Source organism: Streptomyces dangxiongensis, from assembly GCF_003675325.1.
In the GTDB taxonomy this organism is placed as follows: Bacteria; Actinomycetota; Actinomycetes; order Streptomycetales; family Streptomycetaceae; genus Streptomyces; species Streptomyces dangxiongensis.
Genome location: NZ_CP033073.1, coordinates 3,459,544 through 3,478,681, shown reverse-complemented (window position 1 = coordinate 3,478,681; position 19,138 = coordinate 3,459,544). Strand labels below are relative to the sequence as shown.

The window sequence follows — 19,138 nt, the reverse complement described above, 5'->3', positions numbered from 1 at the left end:
CGTTGTCCTCCGGGCCGCTGCCCGAAGTCCTGCCGTTCCCGTGACCGGTGGTCCGCCGGGCACGAAGAAGAAGCTACGGAGCGGTTGTCACGGGGCTGTGCGGACCAGACGGCGGCTGGCAATCGGCTATCCGTCGGTTGTGTAACGAAAGCCGGAACGGGGTAGAGGGGGCAGCCCACTTGACCGAGTTGCCAGTATTTGTCCGGATCAGAGTGTCGTAACCGACACCCGTGGGCTGTGGCATGCCTGTGCGTCAGCCCAGCGGCAGCCGATACAGCCCCCCCGGCAACGGCTCCACCAGACCGTCCGCGACCAGCCCGTCGAGCGCGCGGGCCCGCTGCACCGGCTCGTGCCACACCCGGTCGAGCGCCGCCTGCGGCACCGGCGTGTGCGCCTCCCGCAGCACGGCCAGCAGCTTGCCGCGCACCTGCCGGTCGGTACCGGCGTACGTCTGCCCGCGGCGCGGCGGCCCCGTGTGCTCCGGTTTGCCCGCGAGGCGCCAGGCGCACCGCTCGGCGATCGGACACCGCTGGCACCCCTCATTCTTCGCCGTGCACACCAGCGCGCCCAGCTCCATGGAGGCGGCGGCCCACCGGGCGGCGGTCCGCTCGTCCTCCGGCAGCAGCTCCCGGGCCAGCCGCCGCTCGGCGGCCGTCGTGGCGTTCGGCGGGTACCGCACGCCCGTCACCGCCCGCGCCAGAACCCGGCGCACATTGGTGTCCAGCACCGCGTGCCGCTGCCCGTACGCGAACGACGCCACCGCGGCGGCCGTGTACTCGCCGATGCCGGGCAGCGCGAGCAACTGTGCGTGGTCCGTCGGCACGTCCCCGCCGTGCCGTTCCGTTATGGCGACCGCGGCACCGTGCAGGCGCAGGGCGCGGCGCGGGTAGCCGAGCCGGCCCCAGGCGCGCACCGCCTCGCCCGGCGCCTCCTCGGCGAGGTCGGCGGGGCGCGGCCAGCGGGTCAGCCATGCCTCGTAGACGGGCAGCACCCGGTTCACCGGCGTCTGCTGGAGCATGAACTCGCTGACCATCACGCCCCACGGGCCCGCCTCCGGGCGGCGCCAGGGGAGGTCGCGGGCATGGGCGTCGAACCAGGTGATCACGGGGGCGTGGAGCATCTCAGTCATGGCCTTCCGATCCTGCCACGGCTGGGCGGACATGGTGGGTGACGGCGCGGTGACCGAGCGTGGCACGCCGGGAAGAACCGTGCCGGTGACGGCAGTTACCGGAATGATGATCCGGAAAAGTTCTTGGGCGCGCGGCGGGTGACGCGAGCGAGCGCGGTGATCTCTCGTACAGTTTGCGCCGTGGGATCTCTGCGCAATCCGGTCGGGCCGCTTCCCTCCTCCATCTACTGGCGTCGGAGGGCCGTACTGCTGTCCGTGATCGCCCTGTTGGTGCTGGTGGTCACGTTGATCGTCGCGCTCGGCGGCGGGGGCGGCAAGAAGGACACCGGCGGGTCCGACGGCAAGAATCCCGCGCACACGATCACGCCCGGACCGTCCGACTCCGAGTCCGGGCCCGCGTACAGCCAACACCCGGGCGGGCGCGACGAGTCGGGAGGCGGCGGCTCCGGCGGCACCGGTCCGGGTTCCGGGTCCGGTTCCGGTGACGGTTCCGGCGGGGAGGGCGGCTCGGACGGGTCGGACGGGTCGGGTGACGGCTCCGCCGGGTCCGGCGGCGGCTCGGGTCCCGGCTCGGCCGGCGGTCACGTCGGTACGGGTGACGCCCTCCCGGCGTCCTCCTCGCTGCCCGACTGCACGGCTCAGGCGGTGCGGTTGAGCCTGCGCAGTGTGCGCAACTCCTACTCGCCCGACCAGACACCGACGTTCGAACTCGCCGCCAGGAACAGCTCGTCCGCCGACTGCAAGACCGATCTCGGCCCGAAGAACGCGGTGTTGACGATCACCCCGGCCGACAAGGACGACGCCTACTGGTCGTCGGCCGACTGCCCCGACGGCGCGGGACACCTGACGTTCCGGGTGCCCGCGGGCAAGAGCGTGACGTACACCGTGAAGTGGGACCGCAAGCCGAGCACCCCGCACTGCGCGACGCCCTCCGCGGGCTCCGCCAAGGCGGGCACGTACCTGCTGGAGGCGAAGGCCCCGGGGTTCGCCAAGGCACAGGCCTCGTTCGTGCTGTCCGCCGACTAGGCACCGCGGGCGGGGCTCCGCCGGGGAGGACCGGGGAACGGCCGGAGGCCGGTCACGGCCGCCTCGACCGGACCCGGGGAACCGTGCGGGCGCCGACGGCGGGCCCGCGGGCGGCGCAGGAGCGGAGGGCGGCAGACAGGCCGACGCAGGACCGTGCGGCGGCGGACCGGCTGACGGCGGACCGTGCGGCGGCGGATCTCAGACGTACCGCTCGAGGATCGAGGACTCCGCCAGACGGGACAGACCCTCCCGCACGCTCCGCGCCCGGGCCTCACCGACGCCGTCGACCGTCTGCAGGTCGTCGACGCTCGCGGCCAGCAGCTTCTGGAGACCACCGAAGTGCTCCACCAGGCGGTCGATGATCGCGCCGGGCAGGCGTGGAACCTTTGCCAGGAGCCGGAAGCCGCGCGGCGACACCGCGGAGTCCAGCGTCTCGGGGGAGCCGGTGTAGCCCAAAGCCCGCGCCACGGTGCCCAGTTCGAGCAGTTCCGCGTGGCTGAGGGCGTCCAGCTCGGCCAGTGCCTCCGCGACCGTACGGGACCGCTTCGGCGTCGGCTCGGGCACGTAGTCCCGGACGACCAGCTCACGGTCGGGCTCCACCCCGGCGATCAACTCCTCGAGCTGGAGCGAGAGAAGACGGCCGTCCGTGCCCAGCTCGACCACGTACTCGGCGATCTCGGTGGCGATGCGGCGGACCATCTCCAGGCGCTGCGCGACGGCCGACACGTCCCGGACCGTCACCAGATCCTCGATCTCCAGCGCCGACAGCGTGCCCGCGACCTCGTCCAGCCGGAGCTTGTACCGCTCCAGCGTGGCGAGCGCCTGGTTGGCGCGGGAGAGGATCGCCGCCGAGTCCTCCAGGACGCGCCGCTGACCGTCCACGTACAGGGCGATCAGCCGCATCGACTGGGAGACGGAGACCACGGGGAAACCGACCTGCTTGCTCACCCGGTCCGCCGTACGGTGCCGGGTGCCCGTCTCCTCCGTGGGGATCGTCGGATCCGGCAGTAGCTGGACGCCCGCGCGCAGGATCTTCGACAGGTCCGAGGAGAGCACGATGCCACCGTCGAGCTTGCACAGCTCACGCAGCCGGGTCGCGGTGAACTCGACGTCCAGCACGAACCCGCCCGTGCACATCGCCTCGACCGTCTTGTCGGAACCGAGCAGGATGAGCCCGCCCGTGTTGCCGCGCAGGACGCGCTCGAGGCCGTCCCGCAAGGGGGTGCCGGGTGCCACGGCGCTCAACGAGGCGCGCATCAGGCCGTCGGAACCGGCACTCCCACCGGACTTGCCGGGAGCTGCTGCCCGGTCGTTGGCTGCCACTGCACTCCTCCGGTCGCGGGTTCTGAGGCGCTCCCGTCCCGGCACGCGGTTCGTACGGACGGGCGAGACCTGCGCAAAGTCTACCGGCGCTCCTCCGCCTCCCGTGGGGCCTCTCGGCGACGCGAGCGCGGCAGCACCCGCAGCGCGTCTCCCATGTCGGCCACCTCCACGACCTTCATGCCCTCCGGGACCTTGCCGGGATCGGTCGGTACGAGCGCGTGCGTGAAGCCCAGCCGGTGCGCCTCGGAGAGCCTGCGCTGCACGCCCGTGACCCTTCTGACCTCACCCGCGAGCCCGACCTCGCCGATGGCGACCAGGTTCTTCGGCAGCGGGGTGTCACTGGCGGCGGAGGCGAGGGCGAGCGCGATGGCGAGGTCGGCGGCCGGCTCCGACAGCTTCACGCCGCCGACCGTCGCCGAGTAGATGTCCCGCTTGCCGAGGGCGCTGATCCGGCCGCGCTGTTCCAGGACGGCCAGCATCATCGACACCCGCGAGGTCTCCAGGCCGGACGTCGTCCGGCGCGGGGAGGGGATCTGTGAGTCGACGGTCAGCGCCTGCACCTCGGCCACCAGCGGGCGCCGGCCCTCCAGGGTGACAGTCAGGCAGGTGCCCGGGACCGGCTCGGCCCGGCGGGTCAGGAACAGGCCGCTCGGGTCGGTGAGGCCCGTGATGCCCTCGTCGTGCAGCTCGAAGCAGCCCACCTCGTCCGTCGCTCCGTAGCGGTTCTTCACCCCGCGGACCAGGCGCAGGCGCGCGTGCCGGTCGCCCTCGAAGTGCAGGACGACGTCCACCAGGTGTTCGAGGAGGCGGGGGCCGGCGATGGCGCCGTCCTTGGTGACGTGTCCCACGAGCAGGGTGGACATACCGCGCTCCTTGGAGGCCCGGATCAGGGCACCGGCGACCTCCCGGACCTGGGCCATGCCGCCGGGCGCTCCCTCGATCTCCGGGGAGGCGACCGTCTGCACCGAGTCGAGGACGAGCAGGGACGGCTTCAGCTCGTCCAGATGGCCGAGGACGGCGGACAGGTCGGTCTCCGCGGTCAGATACAGGTGGTCGTCGAGCGCACCGATGCGGTCGGCACGCAGCCGCACCTGGCTCGCCGACTCCTCACCGGTCACATAGAGGGTGCGGTGCTCGGCGCTCGCGGCCTTGGCGGCCACGTCCAGCAGCAGGGTGGACTTGCCGACGCCCGGCTCGCCGGCGAGCAGCACGACCGCGCCGGGGACGAGGCCGCCGCCGAGCACCCGGTCCAGCTCGGGCACACCGCTCGAGCGGGCGGTGGCCTGCCGGCCGTCGACCTGGCCGATGGGCAGCGCGGAGGTGGTGACCCGGCCCGGCGCGGTCGTCCGGACCGCGGGCGCGCCGTACTCCTCGACCGTGCCCCACGTCTGGCACTCGGGGCAGCGGCCGAGCCACTTGGCCGTCTGCCAGCCGCACTCGGTGCAGCGGTAGGACGGGCGGTCCTTGGTGGTCTTGGTACGGGCAGCCATGCGGAAACCGTAGCCCGCGGCACTGACAACGGGGCACGGACCGGGGCACGCACCGGATCACGGAGGGGATCACGGAGGGCGGACGAGCGCGGAAGAGGACCCGGGGACGGCGGTCGGTGGGCCGGTCCCGGCCGGCGCCCAGGGCGGTCGAGCCGCGGAACGAAGGGTCCCTGTCCCCTTTTGAGGGATCGTTTCACCCGTACGAAGTAAAAGTGCTCAAGGTTCCGGAAGGGGCGCTCCGACGGCGCCTACGGTCGCACGGGTGATGAGCAGCAGTCCGGAGACCACCACCCGCACGGCCGGCGCGCACCGGGCGCAGCGAGAGTCGCGTGAGTCACGTGACTCGCATGAGGCGCGGGGAGCGCGACGCGAGGCGCGGGAGGCACGAGAGGCGCGTGACCGCGCCGCGGCGCGCGCCCTCGCGCAGCGCACGCCGGCGTGTCACGAGCCGTATCTGGACGGTCTGTTCACCTACTGCCTGTCCGTCCTGTGCGACCACGACGCGGCCACCGCCGCCCTCGGCGACGTCCTCGCCCTGGCCGAGCGGCGCGCGCACCGGGTCCCCGAGGCCGCCGGCGACCACAGGGCCTGGCTGTACGCGCTGGCCCGCTGGGCGTGCCTGCGCAAGCTGGCCGAGGCCAAGCAGAGACGTCAGGCCACGCACGCGGCGGGCCGCGCCGGGGGCGGGAGGGGAACCGGGAACGGCGGCACCGAACCGGCCGTCGCGCCGGAGGACCAGGAGCGGCGGCGCCGCGAGCTGGCCCTGCTGGCCTGGCCGGAGGCGGCCGGCACCACCCCCGAGCAGCGCGAGGCACTGGAACTCGCCGTCCGTCACCACCTCGCCGCCGCCGAGGTGGCCGCCGTCCTCGGCATGGAACCGGCCGCCGCGCGCGAGCTGCTCGCCTCCGCGGCCTGCGAGGTCGAGCGCACCGGCGCGGCCCTGGCCGTGGTCCAGGCCGGCGGCTGCCCGAGCGTGGCCCACCTCACCGGCGACAGCCAGATGGTGCTCAGCGCGGCCGTACGGCGCGAGCTGGTCCGGCACGTCGACGACTGTCCGCGCTGCCGCCGCACCGCCGAGCGCACCGCCCCCGGCCGCTGGCCCGGCGCCACGGTCACCCCGGCCGAGCTGCCCGTCCTGGAGGCCCCGCGCGCGGATCTCCGCACGGCCCTCGCGCACCACCCACGCGCGCGGGGCGCGGCCGTACCGCGTTTCGACCGGCGCGGCTTCCCCATGGACCCCAAGGACCGCGCGGCCCGCCGCGACCGCCTCCGCGCGCGTGCCGTCACCACGACGGTGGTCGCCACGGTCGTGGCCGCGCCCGTCCTCGCCCTCTGGGCCGCCTACCGGGGCGGGGCCGTCGGGGACGACGACGGCCGCTCCGCGACCGCGCACGAGGCCCAGGGACCCGACGTGCTCGGCAACGACCCGGCCGGCGGCTACCAGAACGCGGGCAACGCCAGCGGTAAGCCGGGCGCCCGGCACGGCAAGGGCGGCAAGGCGGACGTCTCCGTGGAGGTCGTCAGCGTCGGCGGGGCGGACGGCGAGGGCGCCGGCCGGCTCTCGGTCGGCGCCGCCAACGACGGCGACACGACCCTGATCACCCTCACAGCCTCCGGCGCCTCCGAGGTCCGCTGGTCGGTGTCCACGCCGGCCGCCTGGCTCTACTTCAGCCGGTCCTCGGGAACCCTCCGGCCGGGCCAGACGTTCACGATCAAGGTGTACGTCGACCAACTGCGCGAGCCGTCCGGCCACTGGCACGCGCAGGTGGCGGTGGCCCCGGCGGGCGCGGTGGTCTCCATCGACGGCTACGGCTCGGCACCGAGCCGTCCGGCACCCCGGCCGTCCGCCACGCCCCCCTCGGCCCCGCCGAGCACACCTCCCACCGAGCCGCCCACGACCCAGTCCCCACCCCCCCACGGACCCGACCCCCACCCCGACCACCCCACCCCCCACCGACCCCACGCCCCCGACTCCCACCCCGACCGACACGGACCCCCCGAGCCCGACGGACACGTAGACCCCGGGGGACGACGGAGCCGTCCGGGGGACGCGTGGAACCGCGGCCAGGGTGGTCCGAGGCGGAGCGGGGCAGAGCGGTCGGAGAGGGAGCCGGGCAGAGGCGGCCCGGGGCACCCGAGGCGGCCCGGGGCCCGAGGCGGACCGTGGCCCCGGGCCGGGCCATGGCACGTGTGGGCCGCGGTCGCTACCGGGGGTGGGTCGGCCGGGTGGGGAGCCAGGAGGGGAAGTTGCGACGCCAGTCGCTGTTCGCACAGCTCGACCAGGCGGTCGTAGCCGGCCTTGCCCATCAGCTCGGTCAGTTCGGCCCGGTAGGAGACGTACACCGGATCCCCCGCCCCGTGGGCCGAGGTCGCCGAGGTGCACCACCAGTGCAGGTCATGGCCGCCCGGACCCCAGCCCCGGCGGTCGTACTCACCGATGGACACCTGGAGCACGCGCGTGTCGTCCGGCCGGTCGATCCAGTCGTACGTCCGCCGGATCGGTAGCTGCCAGCACACGTCCGGTTTGGTCTCCAGCGGCTCCCGGCCCTCCTTCAGCGCGAGGATGTGCAGCGAGCACCCCATGCCGCCCGCGAACCCGGGCCGGTTCTGGAAGATGCACGAGCCCTGGAAGGGCCGCGTCTGCCGGGACCCCTCCTCGTCCTCGGAGATCCAGCCGCCGCTGAGGCCCTCGGCGTGGTGCTGCCAGATGTCCGGGGTGAGCCGGGCCACATGCTCGGCGACCCGCTTCTCGTCGTCCTCGTCGGAGAAGTGCGCCCCCAGCGAGCAGCAGCCGTCGTCCGCGCGGCCCGCCTGGATGCCCTGGCAGCCGCTGCCGAAGATGCAGTTCCAGCGAGAGGTCAGCCAGGTCAGGTCGCAGCGGAAGACCTGCTCCTCGTCCGCGGGGTCGGGGAACTCCACCCACGCGCGCGCGAAGTCGAGCCCCTTCTCGTCGCTCACCTTCGCCCCCTTGGGAGTCTTGTCGGCCTTGCGAACCTTGTCCGTCTTTTTCGGCTTTGCGGACTTCGCCTTGTTCGTCTTTGGCACCTGTCCAGGGTAAGTGGCCCGGGCCCGCTTGGGGGACCGAGGACCGGCGTTGTGGCAGTAGCGTTTCCGTCCATGAGACTCGGTGTCCTGGACGTGGGTTCGAACACGGTGCATCTGCTGGTGGTGGACGCCCACCCCGGCGCGCGCCCGCTGCCCGCGCATTCGCACAAGGCCGACCTCCGGCTCGCCCAGCTCCTCGACGACAGCGGTGCCGTCGGCGACGAGGGCGTCGACAGGCTGATCGCCGTCGTACGGGACGCGCTCCAGGCCGCCGAGGACAAGGGCGTCGAGGACCTGCTGCCGTTCGCGACCTCCGCCGTCCGTGAGGCCACCAACGCCGACGACGTCCTCACGCGCGTGGCCGACGAGACCGGCGTACGCCTCCAGGTCCTCGCCGGCGCGGAGGAGGCCCGGCTCACCTTCCTCGCCGTACGCCGCTGGTTCGGCTGGTCCGCCGGAAAGCTGCTGGTCCTGGACATCGGCGGCGGTTCCCTGGAGATCGCCTACGGCATGGACGAGGAGCCGGACACGGCCGTCTCCCTGCCGCTGGGCGCCGGTCGTCTCACCGCCGGCTGGCTGCCCGGTGACCCGCCCGCTCCGGAGGAGGTCCGCGCCCTGCGCCGGCACGTCCGCACGGAGATCGCCCGCCACGTCGGTGAGTTCAGGCGCTTCGGCGCCCCCGACCACGTGGTCGCCACGTCCAAGACCTTCAAGCAGTTGGCCCGCATCGCCGGTGCCGCCCGCAGCGCCGAGGGCCTCTACGTCCAGCGTGAACTCAAGCGCGAGTCCCTGGAGGCCTGGGTCCCCCGCCTCGCCGGCATGACGACCGACCAGCGGGCGGAACTCCCCGGTGTCTCGGAGGGCAGGGCGGGCCAGCTCGTCGCGGGCGCCCTGGTGGCCGAGGCCGTGATGGACCTGTTCGGCGTGGAGAGCCTGGAGGTCTGCCCGTGGGCCCTGCGCGAGGGCGTGATCCTGCGGCGTCTGGACCACATGGGATCCGCGTAGCGGCCCGGGCGGCGCGGGCCCCGGGGGTGAGCACCAGGCCGCCGAGTCCGCCCGCATGGCATACCTCACAACGGCGAACCGGCACCCGGCACCCGGGCCGCCCCACGCCGTAAGGTGACGGACGTGGGTGAACCAACGGACGTGCGCATCGCGCTGTCGACCGCCTCCGTCTACCCGGAGTCGACGGCGACGGCCTTCGAGATCGCCGCACGCCTCGGCTACGACGGTGTCGAGGTCATGGTGTGGACCGATCCGGTCAGTCAGGACATCGAGGCGCTGCGCCGCCTGTCGGACTACCACGGCATCCCGGTCCTGGCGGTCCACGCCCCCTGCCTGCTGATCACCCAGCGGGTCTGGTCGACCGACCCATGGACCAAGCTCCAGCGGGCCCAGGCGGCGGCGGAGAAGCTGGGGGCGTCCACCGTCGTCGTGCACCCGCCGTTCCGCTGGCAGCGGCAGTACGCCCGGGACTTCGTCGACGGGATCTGGCGGATGGCGAACGAGACGGACGTACGGTTCGCCGTCGAGAACATGTACCCGTGGCGCTACCGCGACCGCGAGATGCTCGCGTACGCCCCCGACTGGGACGTCACCAACGACGACTACCGGCACTTCACGATCGACCTCAGCCACACGGCGACGGCCCGTACCGACGCCCTGGACATGGTCGGCCGCATGGGAGACCGGCTCGGGCACGTGCACCTCGCCGACGGCCGCGGCTCCGCCAAGGACGAGCACCTGGTGCCCGGCCGCGGCACCCAGCCCTGCGCCGAGCTGCTGGAGCGCCTCGCGCTCACCGGCTTCGACGGGCACGTCGTGATCGAGGTCAACACCCGGCGGGCGATGTCCGGCGCCGAGCGCGAGGCCGACCTCGCCGAGGCCCTGGAGTTCACGCGCAAGCACCTGGCCTCGGCGGCCGTACGGGTGCCCCGGGGATGAACGGGACCACCCCCCGCCGCCGTGGCCGCCCTCCGCGCACCGAGGCCGCCGGCACCCGCGACCGCATCCTGACAGCCGCCCGCGAGGAGTTCTCCGCGCGCGGCTACGAGAAGACGTCCGTCCGCGGCATCGCCAAGGCGGCCGGTGTGGACCCGGCGCTCGTCCACCACTACTTCGGCAGCAAGGAGCAGGTCTTCGAGGCGGCCGTGGAGGTGGCCTTCGCCCCCGCCCTGAACGCGTCGGACGCGGTGGCCGACGGCCCGCCGGACGGCGTCGGGGAACGGCTGACCCGCTTCGTCCTCGGTGTGTGGGAGAACCCCGCGACCCGTACCCCGCTGCTGGCGATCGTGCGCTCGGCCGTCAACAACGACACCGCCGCCGCCGTCTTCCGCCGCCTGATCGCCGCCCAGTTGATGCGCCGCATCGCCGCCCCGCTGGACCTGCCGGACGCCGAGCTGCGCGCCGAGCTGGCGGCGGCGCAGTTGGTGGGGACCGCGATGCTGCGGTACGTGATCAGGCTGGAGCCCCTGGCCTCCGCGGACCTGGAGCAGCTCGTCGCGCGGCTGGCACCGGTCGTACAGCACCACCTGACGGCCGCCTGAACCCCCGTGCGGGCGGTACGGCATCCCGTGCGGGCCGTGCCGCGCCGGAATCCCCATCCCGCATTCCGGACACTTGTGTCCACGGTTCGGAGGGGCGGCGTACGCTCGAAGAGAGTCAGAACTCTCTGGTCTCTTCTCCAGAAGGTCTTCGAAGGAGCGAGCGACGATGCCCGAGCTGAGGTCCCGCACAGTCACCCACGGACGCAACATGGCGGGCGCCCGCGCCCTTATGCGCGCTTCGGGTGTACCCGGTGCGGACATCGGCCGGAAGCCGATCATCGCCGTGGCCAACTCCTTCACCGAGTTCGTGCCGGGCCACACCCACCTCCAGCCGGTCGGCCGGATCGTCAGCGAGGCGATCACAAAGGCCGGCGGCATCCCGCGCGAGTTCAACACGATCGCCGTGGACGACGGCATCGCCATGGGCCACGGCGGCATGCTCTACTCGCTGCCCTCCCGCGACCTGATCGCCGACTCCGTCGAGTACATGGTCGAGGCCCACTGCGCCGACGCCCTGGTCTGCATCTCCAACTGCGACAAGATCACCCCGGGCATGCTCATGGCGGCGCTGCGCCTGAACATCCCGACGGTCTTCGTCTCCGGCGGCCCGATGGAGTCCGGCCGCGCCACCCTCGTGGACGGCACGGTCCGCACGCTCGACCTGGTCGACGCGATCTCCGACGCCGTCAACGACAAGATCTCCGACGAGGACATCCTCCGGATCGAGGAGAACGCCTGCCCGACCTGCGGCAGTTGTTCCGGCATGTTCACCGCCAACTCGATGAACTGCCTCACCGAGGCCATCGGCCTCTCCCTCCCCGGCAACGGCTCGGTCCTGGCCACCCACACCGCGCGCAAGCGGCTCTACGTCGACGCGGCCCGCACGGTCATGGACATCACCCGCCGCTACTACGAGCAGGACGACGACACGGTCCTGCCCCGTAACGTCGCCACCTTCCAGGCCTTCGAGAACGCCATGGCCCTGGATATCGCGATGGGCGGCTCCACCAACACGATCCTGCACCTGCTGGCCGCCGCCCAGGAGGCGGGCGTCCCCTTCGGCCTGGAGGAGATCGACGCCGTCTCGCGCCGCGTCCCCTGCCTGGCGAAGGTCGCCCCGAACGTCGCGAAGAACCGCACGTACTACATGGAGGACGTGCACCGCGCCGGCGGCATCCCCGCCCTGCTCGGCGAACTGCACCGCGCCGGCCAGCTCAACGAGGACGTCCACGCCGTCCACAGCCCGTCCCTCGCCGACTGGCTGAAGACCTGGGACGTCCGCGCCGGCTCCCCGTCCACCGAGGCGGTCGAGCTGTGGCACGCGGCCCCCGGCTGCGTCCGCTCCGCCGAGGCCTTCTCCCAGTCGGAGCGCTGGGAGGCCCTGGACGACGACGCCGAGAACGGCTGCATCCGCTCCGCCGAGCACGCGTACTCCAAGGACGGCGGCCTCGCGGTCCTGCGGGGCAACCTCGCCGTCGACGGCTGCGTGGTCAAGACCGCCGGCGTCGACGAGTCGATCTGGACCTTCGAGGGCCCGGCGGTCGTCTGCGAGTCCCAGGAGGAGGCCGTCCAGCGGATCCTCACCCAGGAGGTCAAGGACGGCGACGTCGTCGTCATCCGCTACGAGGGCCCCAAGGGCGGCCCCGGCATGCAGGAGATGCTCTATCCGACCTCGTACCTGAAGGGCCGCGGCCTCGGTAAGACCTGCGCCCTGATCACCGACGGCCGGTTCTCCGGCGGCACCTCCGGCCTGTCCATCGGCCACGCCTCCCCCGAGGCGGCCTCCGGCGGCACGATCGCCCTCGTCCAGGACGGCGACCGCATCCGCATCGACATCCCGGGCCGCACCATCGAACTGCTGGTGGACGAGGCGGAGCTGGCCCGCCGCGAGCAGGCGCTGAACGGCGTGTACGCCCCGAGGAACCGCGACCGCAAGGTCTCCGCCGCCCTGCGCGCCTACGCCGCGATGGCGACGAGCGCGGACAGGGGCGCGGTGCGGGACGTGTCCCGGCTGGGCTGACCGGACGGGACGGGCATGACAGGGGCCGCACCCCGGCGGGAGCGGCCCTTCGCCTTGCCCACCGGGCTCGTGCCCAGCCGTGTCACCAGGTCATCGGGCCTGTGCCCGGGAGTCACCAGGTCCCGGGGGAGCGGCCGTCCACGGTGAAGACGGTGCCGTCGGGCGCGGTGGCGCAGACCCGCCCGTCCCGGCCGACGCTCACCGGAGCGGGCGGCGTGCTCATGACCTCGGCGGAGTGCGAGCCCAGCCGGGCGGGCGTCTGCCCGGTCAGCGCGCCCGTGCGGGCGTCGACCGCGAGCAGCCGGCCGTCGCTCCCGGTGACGTACACGGTCCCGCCCCGGGCGACGGGCACCGAACCGCGGCTCACCGACGTCTCCAGATGCCACAGGTGCCGGCCCGACCCCATGTCCACGGCGTCGAGGGAACCACCGGTGGCCAGCACATGGACCACGTCCCCCCGGACACTCGCGTGCGCGCCGGCGAGCACGGTGGGGAGCGCCACGCGCCGCGTCGACCGGTTCCCGGGGGTGTAGCAGACGATCGCCCGGGCGCCGTAACCGCTGTCGACATCCAGGAAGAACACGGAGCCGTCGGCCTGGGCCGCGAACGGTTTCAGCCACCCCTTCAGCCGGACGTCCCACCGCACCCGCCCCGTGTCCGGGTCCACGGCGGTCACCTGCGTCCTCGTGCCGTCGGCGGACGTCCGCGTCGCGTACGCCGGCCCGCTTCCCGCACCGGATCCGCCGGGGAAGGTCACGAAGGACGGCACACCCCGGCCGGGAACCGCACCGTGCCAGCGCGTGGCGCCGGTCGCGCCGTCCACGCCGGTGACCGCGCCGTCGGCACCGGTGAGCAGGGCGGTGTCACCGGCGTACCGCACCGTCGTGCCCGCGGGCAGGTGCCGCTGCCAGACGTCCCTGCCCGTGGCCGGATCGAGCCCGGCGAGCCGCGAGCCGCCGTCGGTGTACGGCTGCACCAGGCCACCGGAGACGACCGGCGGCCCGCTCGTGGACCGGGTGTCGACGGAGCGCCGCCACAGCAGCCTGCCGTCGTCCGGGGAGAGCGCGAAGACGACACCCGGCCGCGCGCACAGCAACTTCCCCGCCCCGTACGCGCACTGCGGCATGCCTTCTCCCGCGGGCACCGGCCGGACCGTCCAGGCGCGGGAGCCGGCCGCCCGGGCCGACGCACCGCCGACCCTCGGCGTCCCGTCATCCCCGCTGGATCCCCACGCCGCGGCGAGGCCACCCACCAGCACCAACGCCGCAGCGCCGGCCCCCAGCACCACCCGTCGGCCTGCTCGTCGGCCCGGTCGCCGCAGCGTGCGCCGCAGCGGTCGCCGTGCCGGTCGCCGTTCGGCCGGCTCGGGACGTTCAGGCGCCACCGGAGCGGGCCCGTCCTCGCCCGTGCGCTGCCCCGGTATGAACGCCTGTGTGTCGTACGAGGCCGCCACCGAGCGCAGCTCCCGCATCAGCTCATCCGGCGTGGGCCGGTCCGCGGGCTCCTTGGCGAGGCAACGCAGCACCAACGGCGCCAGACTGTCCGGTACGCCCGTCAGGTCCGGCTCGTCATGGACCACCTGGTAGGCGACGACGTACGGACTGTCCGAGTCGAACGGCCCCTGCCCGGTGGCCGCGTGCACCAGGACCGATCCGAGCGCGAAGACGTCGGCCGCCGGCCCCACCTCCCGCGGACGCCGGAACTGCTCGGGCGCCATGAACGGTGGCGTGCCGATCAACTTCCCCGTCTCGGTGCGCAGTTCGCTGTCGGCCGGCCGGGAGATGCCGAAGTCGATGACCTTCGGCCCGTCCTCCGCGAGCAGCACGTTGCTGGGCTTCAGGTCCCGGTGCACGACCCCCACCCGGTGGATGTCCCGCAGCGCCTCGGCGAGCCCGGCCATCAGCCGGCGCAACTGCGGCGCGGTCATCGGACCCTTCCGCTTCACCTGTTCGGACAGGGTCGGCCCCGGAATGAACAGCGTGGCCATCCACGGCCGCGCGGCCTGTGGATCCGCGTCCACGACGGGCGCGGTGAAGGCACCGCTGACCTTCCGCGCGGCGGCCACCTCCTGCCGGAAACGGCCCCTGAACTCGGGATCCCGTGCTAACTCGGCGTGTACGACCTTCACCGCGAGCTTCATGCCCGAGGTGCTGCGGGCCAGGTGCACCACGCCCATGCCGCCGGAGCCCAGACGGGACTCCAGACGGTAGTGACCGGCGTATTCGGGAAGTTCCGCTTCCGCGCTCGCCCCGATGTTGCGCTGTGGCGCCATGGACCACCCCCGTGCTCTTCGTCCGCGCGCGCGACGCACGGAGCCTAGTCGATGGTTCGTACGAGACAGAGGCGGCTTGCTAGCGTCTGCGTGCGCGTCGCGCAGACGCGTCTCGCGCCGACTTCTCGGCTCGACGACACAGGAACAGCAACGGGGGAGGAGCACGAACATGTCAGTCGACCGTGCGCAGGGGACCGAGGGCATCGACGGAGGACCGGCGGTCGAGCGGGCGGCGGTCGAGGGGGCGGCGGCGATCCGCACCTACGCCGTCGCTCCCGGCGTCCGGCTGAACGTCCGCAGCGGCCCCGGTACCGGTTACAACCTCGTGCGCATCCTGCCCGAGGGTGTCCGGGTCCCGATCTACTGCCAGACACCCGGTACGACCGTGTCGGGCCCTTACGGCACGACGAACGTCTGGGACCTCATCGACAGCGGTGAGTACGTCTCGGACGCGTACGTACACACAGGCAGCGACGGCTACATCGCCGCCCGCTGCGGCTGACCCCCGACCCCGACGGACTCCGCCCCGACAGGACAGCCGACCCTGACGGGCGAGGCCGACCCCAGCGGGAAAGCCGGGGCCGGCGGGTGAGCCGACCTCGGTGGGGGGCGGGGTCCCAGGCCGGCAGCGGGGCTGGATCCGGTAGCCGACCTCGGTGGGGTTGGGGCCCCAGCCCGGGAGCGGGCCCAGGTCCGGTAGCCGGCCTGAGCGGGGAAGCGGGCCGCAGCTCGGTGGATGATCCGGCCGGAAGCCCCACCGACGGAGCCGCCCCCCGCCGCGAGCCCGTCGGGGTACGGAGCCATAATCGTCCCGTGAGTGACGAAACCGGCAGCACGGACACCTCGGCGGGCCCCACCGGCGGCGCACCCCGGGGTGACGGCGTGGCTCCGGACCGCGGGCCCCGCCCCGAGCCCCTGCGCTTCTTCGGCACCTCCTGGGTGCACCACGACAACGGCTACGCGGTCCGCCGCGCCGGTGTCGCCGTCGGCTCCCTCGCCGCTGCCGCCGTCTCCTGCCTGGTGCTGCGCTTCGCGTACGACGGCATCCGCATCGCCGGCACCGGTTCCTTCGTGACCATGCTGGTCATCGCCATGTTCGCGATCTGTACCGCGCTCGCCTTCCGGAACACCCGGGACGGCTTCGGCGTACGGCACGATCCGCAGCGCCAGGCCTCTCTGCGCGGTCTGCTCGCCATCGGCTTCGTCGGCTCCCTCTTCGCCTACTTCGTCCGCTCCCTCACCGAGGCCCCGGGCGAGAAGCTGCACCGGGAGGAGTACGAGAAGGCCCGCGAGGAGCACGCACGCCGCACCACCCGCCGCACCGGCGACCCGTCGAGAAAGAAGCGGCGCGGCTAGAACACCGCCGGCCCCACGGCCCGCACCGCCGCGAGGCCCACACTGGGGTCCGTCCGTGCGCGGCCCGTACCGCCGCCCGACCACGCACCGCCGCACCGCGCCCGACCGGACACCCGCGCCCAGCCACACCCCACTTCTACTCCTAACTCCTCCCGCACCCGCGCCCGCGCCCGCGCCCGCGCGGAGGCTGCCCGGTGTACGGCGCCACCCCGCCGGAAACCGCTGTACCCCCCGCCCCATCCCGCCCACCATGACTCCATGGCAATCCCCGAGTCACCCACCACCCCGCACGCCTCCGCCGTCGCCGCCCGGGCCCACTCCTTCAACTCCGCCGCCGCCCAGTACGCCGCGAACCGCCCTTCCTACCCAGCCGCCCTCCTCGACACCGTCGAGGAACTGGCCGGCCGTTCCCTGTCCGGCGCCAGGACCGTGGACGTCGGCGCCGGCACCGGTATCGCGACCGCTCTGCTGCACGCGCGCGGCGCCGACGTCCTCGCCGTCGAACCCGGTGAGGGCATGGCCGCCGAGTTCCGCCGCGCGCTGCCGCACATCCCGCTCGTCCGGGGTGACGGCAACGCGCTTCCCGTCGCCGACGCCCACGCCGACTTCCTCACCTACGCCCAGGCCTGGCACTGGACCGACCCGGCCCGCTCGGTGCCGGAGGCCCTCCGCGTGCTGCGGCCCGGCGGTGCGCTGGCGCTCTGGTGGAACACGGAGGCGCTGGACGTCGAGTGGATCGCCGAGGCAGCCCGCCGCACGAGCCGTTTCCTCGGCCTGGACTTCACCGCCGCCGAGCAACGCCGGGCCATCGAGCGCACCGAGCGGGCCGACCCGAGCGGACGCCTGGACCTCGCCCGCCGGACGGTCCGCTGGTGCCGACGCGTCCCGGTCGACGTCCACCTCGCCAACCTCGGCAGTCACTCGGCCCTCCTCGTCGAGTCCGAGGAGCGCACGGCCGCGTTCATGGAGGAGGAGCGTGCCCACCTGCTCAAGGCCTTCCCGGACGGCACCGTGGAGGAGACCTACGACGTCCGCATCCTGGTCGCCCTCACACCCTGACCCCGCCCCGGTTCGTCCCTCGGCTCATCCCCCGCTCCTTCCCCATCCGCGGCGGCCGGCCCACCCCGGCCGCCGCTCTCGCGTCCGCGCCCCTCTCACCGGCCGTGAACACGCACACCCGACCTCCCCCGGACGCCCCCGCACCCCCTTGACGCCGCACCCCCGCGGGCGGACTATTCATCACGTGATGAATTATGAGGCGGGCGGCCCTCCGCCCCGCTCCGCCACCCCCGCCGTCCGCGCCGAAGACCTCACCGTCGTCCGCGGCTCCCGCACCGTCCTGCACGACCTCCGCTTCACCGTCCCCCGCGGCAAAATCACCGGTCTGCTGGGCCCCTCCGGCTGCGGCAAGTCCACCCTCATGCGCGCGATCGTCGGCACCCAGGCCGGGATCACCGGCACCCTCGACGTCCTCGGCCACCCCGCCGGCCATCCCACCCTGCGCAGCCGCATCGGCTACGTCACCCAGGCCCCCTCCGTCTACGACGACCTCACCGTCCGCCAGAACCTCGACTACTTCGCCGCGATACTCGACCCTGGCCGTGCCGCCGCCGAACGACGCCGTCACCACGTCACCCGGGCCATCACCGACGTCGACCTCATCCACCACGCCGACGCCCTCGCCGGCAACCTCTCCGGCGGCCAGCGCAACCGCGTCTCCCTGGCCGTCGCCCTCCTGGGCACCCCCGAACTGCTCGTCCTGGACGAACCCACCGTCGGCCTCGACCCCGTCCTCCGCCGCGACCTGTGGAACCTCTTCCACGACCTCGCCGCCACCCGCGGCGCCACCCTCCTCGTCTCCTCCCACGTCATGGACGAGGCCGAACGCTGCCACCGCCTCCTCCTCATGCGCGAGGGCGCGATCCTCGCCGACGAGACCCCGGACGCCCTGCGCACCCGCACCGCCACCGACACCGTGGAGGCCGCCTTCCTCGACCTCGTCGACGCGGCAGCCGCCACCGACCACGCGAAGGAGAGCACCCGATGAGCCGCACCGGCCCCACCCGCCCCACCAGCCTCGCGACTACCACGGGTACGACGGGTACGGCGGCCCCCGCGCCGGCCGCCCGCGCGCTCAACGCCTCCCGCGCCACCGCCACCGCCGCCCGGGTCCTGCGCCAGCTCCGCCACGACCCACGGACCATCGCGCTGATGATCCTCGTCCCGTGCCTGATGCTGGTCCTGCTGCGCTACGTCTTCGACGCCAGCCCCCGCACCTTCGACAACATCGGCGCCTCACTGCTCGGCGTCTTCCCGCTGATCACGATGTTCCTGGTCACCTCCATCGCCACCCTGCGCGAACGCACCTCCGGCACTCTGGAACGCCTCCTCGCCCTGCCCCTCGGCAAGGGCGACCTCATCGCCGGCTATGCCCTGGCCTTCGGCGCCCTCGCCGTCGTCCAGTCCGCCCTCGCCACCGGACTCGCCGTCTGGCTCCTCGGCCTCGACGTCACCGGCTCCCCCTGGCTGCTCCTTCTCGTCGCCCTCCTCGACGCCCTGCTCGGCACCGCCCTCGGCCTGTTCGTCTCGGCCTTCGCCGCCTCGGAGTTCCAGGCGGTCCAGTTCATGCCCGCGGTGATCTTTCCCCAGCTCCTCCTCTGCGGCCTGTTCACACCCCGCTCCGACATGCACCCCGCCCTGGAGGCCGTCTCCGACGCCCTGCCGATGTCGTACGCCGTCGACGCCATGAACGAGGTCGTCCGCCACACCGACACGACGACGGTCTTCGTCCGCGACGCGCTGATCGTGGCCGGCTGTGCCCTGCTGGTCCTCGGCCTGGGAGCGGCGACCCTGCGCCGGCGGACCGTCTGAACCACCTCCGCCGCGGCGGACGTCCGCCCACCGGACACCCCACCCGCACCCCTCCTCACC

At 73.4% G+C, this 19,138-nt stretch carries 15 protein-coding genes and 1 pseudogene; 11 read left to right on the top strand and 5 right to left on the bottom strand.

What is annotated here, in order from left to right:
* Positions 1 to 253 precede the first annotated feature (253 nt).
* The gene (locus tag D9753_RS15430) at positions 254 to 1,129 is read right to left on the bottom strand and encodes an HhH-GPD family protein (RefSeq protein ID WP_121787537.1); all 876 of its coding nucleotides are present in this window, start codon (positions 1,127 to 1,129) and stop codon (positions 254 to 256) included.
* Positions 1,130 to 1,309: 180 nt separating this feature from the next.
* On the opposite strand from D9753_RS15430, the gene D9753_RS15425 reads away from it, so the two are divergent.
* Positions 1,310 to 2,155: a hypothetical protein gene (locus tag D9753_RS15425; protein WP_205614155.1), complete on the top strand. Its 846-nt coding sequence runs from the start codon at positions 1,310 to 1,312 to the stop codon at positions 2,153 to 2,155.
* A 198-nt stretch (positions 2,156 to 2,353) separates the two neighbouring features.
* Here D9753_RS15425 and disA read toward each other — a convergent pair whose 3' ends face one another.
* Together disA and radA are read right to left on the bottom strand one after the other, a co-directional pair.
* Positions 2,354 to 3,478: a DNA integrity scanning diadenylate cyclase DisA gene (disA, locus tag D9753_RS15420; protein ID WP_121787535.1), complete on the bottom strand. Its 1,125-nt coding sequence runs from the start codon at positions 3,476 to 3,478 to the stop codon at positions 2,354 to 2,356.
* 80 nt (positions 3,479 to 3,558) lie between these two features.
* Positions 3,559 to 4,968 carry a DNA repair protein RadA gene (gene radA / locus D9753_RS15415; RefSeq protein WP_121787534.1) on the bottom strand — a complete coding sequence of 470 codons (1,410 nt, stop codon included), beginning with the start codon at positions 4,966 to 4,968 and terminating at the stop codon, positions 3,559 to 3,561.
* A 265-nt stretch (positions 4,969 to 5,233) separates the two neighbouring features.
* On the opposite strand from radA, the gene D9753_RS15410 reads away from it, so the two are divergent.
* The gene (locus D9753_RS15410; protein WP_240468169.1) at positions 5,234 to 7,261 is read left to right on the top strand and encodes a BACON domain-containing protein; all 2,028 of its coding nucleotides are present in this window, start codon (positions 5,234 to 5,236) and stop codon (positions 7,259 to 7,261) included.
* Here D9753_RS15410 and D9753_RS15405 read toward each other — a convergent pair.
* Positions 7,183 to 8,013 (bottom strand): annotated as a pseudogene (locus D9753_RS15405) (hypothetical protein); the annotation flags it as partial. The gene D9753_RS15410 and the pseudogene D9753_RS15405 overlap by 79 nt on opposite strands.
* A gap of 72 nt (positions 8,014 to 8,085) precedes the next feature.
* Here D9753_RS15405 and D9753_RS15400 point away from each other — a divergent pair.
* The 4 genes from D9753_RS15400 (at position 8,086) to ilvD (ending at position 12,579) form a co-directional block, all read left to right on the top strand.
* Entirely contained in the window at positions 8,086 to 9,018 is a 933-nt protein-coding gene (locus D9753_RS15400) for a Ppx/GppA phosphatase family protein (protein WP_121787533.1), read from the top strand.
* 114 nt (positions 9,019 to 9,132) lie between these two features.
* Positions 9,133 to 9,957, top strand: coding sequence for a sugar phosphate isomerase/epimerase family protein (locus D9753_RS15395; RefSeq protein WP_394346711.1), 825 nt, complete (start codon positions 9,133 to 9,135; stop codon positions 9,955 to 9,957).
* Entirely contained in the window at positions 9,954 to 10,559 is a 606-nt protein-coding gene (locus tag D9753_RS15390; protein WP_121787531.1) for a TetR/AcrR family transcriptional regulator, read from the top strand. The genes D9753_RS15395 and D9753_RS15390 overlap by 4 nt, the downstream gene beginning before the upstream one ends.
* A 166-nt stretch (positions 10,560 to 10,725) precedes the next feature.
* Positions 10,726 to 12,579, top strand: coding sequence for a dihydroxy-acid dehydratase (ilvD, locus tag D9753_RS15385; RefSeq protein ID WP_121787530.1), 1,854 nt, complete (start codon positions 10,726 to 10,728; stop codon positions 12,577 to 12,579).
* 112 nt (positions 12,580 to 12,691) lie between these two features.
* On the opposite strand, the gene D9753_RS15380 is transcribed toward ilvD, so the two are convergent.
* Positions 12,692 to 14,851: a serine/threonine-protein kinase gene (locus D9753_RS15380; RefSeq protein WP_121787529.1), complete on the bottom strand. Its 2,160-nt coding sequence runs from the start codon at positions 14,849 to 14,851 to the stop codon at positions 12,692 to 12,694.
* 169 nt (positions 14,852 to 15,020) lie between these two features.
* Here D9753_RS15380 and D9753_RS15375 point away from each other — a divergent pair, with 169 nt between their 5' ends.
* From D9753_RS15375 to D9753_RS15355, 5 genes are all read left to right on the top strand, one after another.
* On the top strand, positions 15,021 to 15,353 hold the full coding sequence (locus D9753_RS15375) for an SH3 domain-containing protein (protein ID WP_121787528.1): 333 nt from the start codon (positions 15,021 to 15,023) through the stop codon (positions 15,351 to 15,353).
* Positions 15,354 to 15,664: 311 nt separating this feature from the next.
* Entirely contained in the window at positions 15,665 to 16,207 is a 543-nt protein-coding gene (locus D9753_RS15370) for an EamA/RhaT family transporter (protein ID WP_121787527.1), read from the top strand.
* A gap of 258 nt (positions 16,208 to 16,465) precedes the next feature.
* Positions 16,466 to 17,266: a class I SAM-dependent methyltransferase gene (locus D9753_RS15365; protein ID WP_121787526.1), complete on the top strand. Its 801-nt coding sequence runs from the start codon at positions 16,466 to 16,468 to the stop codon at positions 17,264 to 17,266.
* Positions 17,267 to 17,450: 184 nt separating this feature from the next.
* Positions 17,451 to 18,254 carry an ABC transporter ATP-binding protein gene (locus D9753_RS15360; RefSeq protein WP_121787525.1) on the top strand — a complete coding sequence of 268 codons (804 nt, stop codon included), beginning with the start codon at positions 17,451 to 17,453 and terminating at the stop codon, positions 18,252 to 18,254.
* Positions 18,251 to 19,078 carry an ABC transporter permease gene (locus tag D9753_RS15355; RefSeq protein WP_121787524.1) on the top strand — a complete coding sequence of 276 codons (828 nt, stop codon included), beginning with the start codon at positions 18,251 to 18,253 and terminating at the stop codon, positions 19,076 to 19,078. Before D9753_RS15360 ends, D9753_RS15355 begins: the two co-directional genes overlap by 4 nt.
* Positions 19,079 to 19,138: the final 60 nt, after the last annotated feature.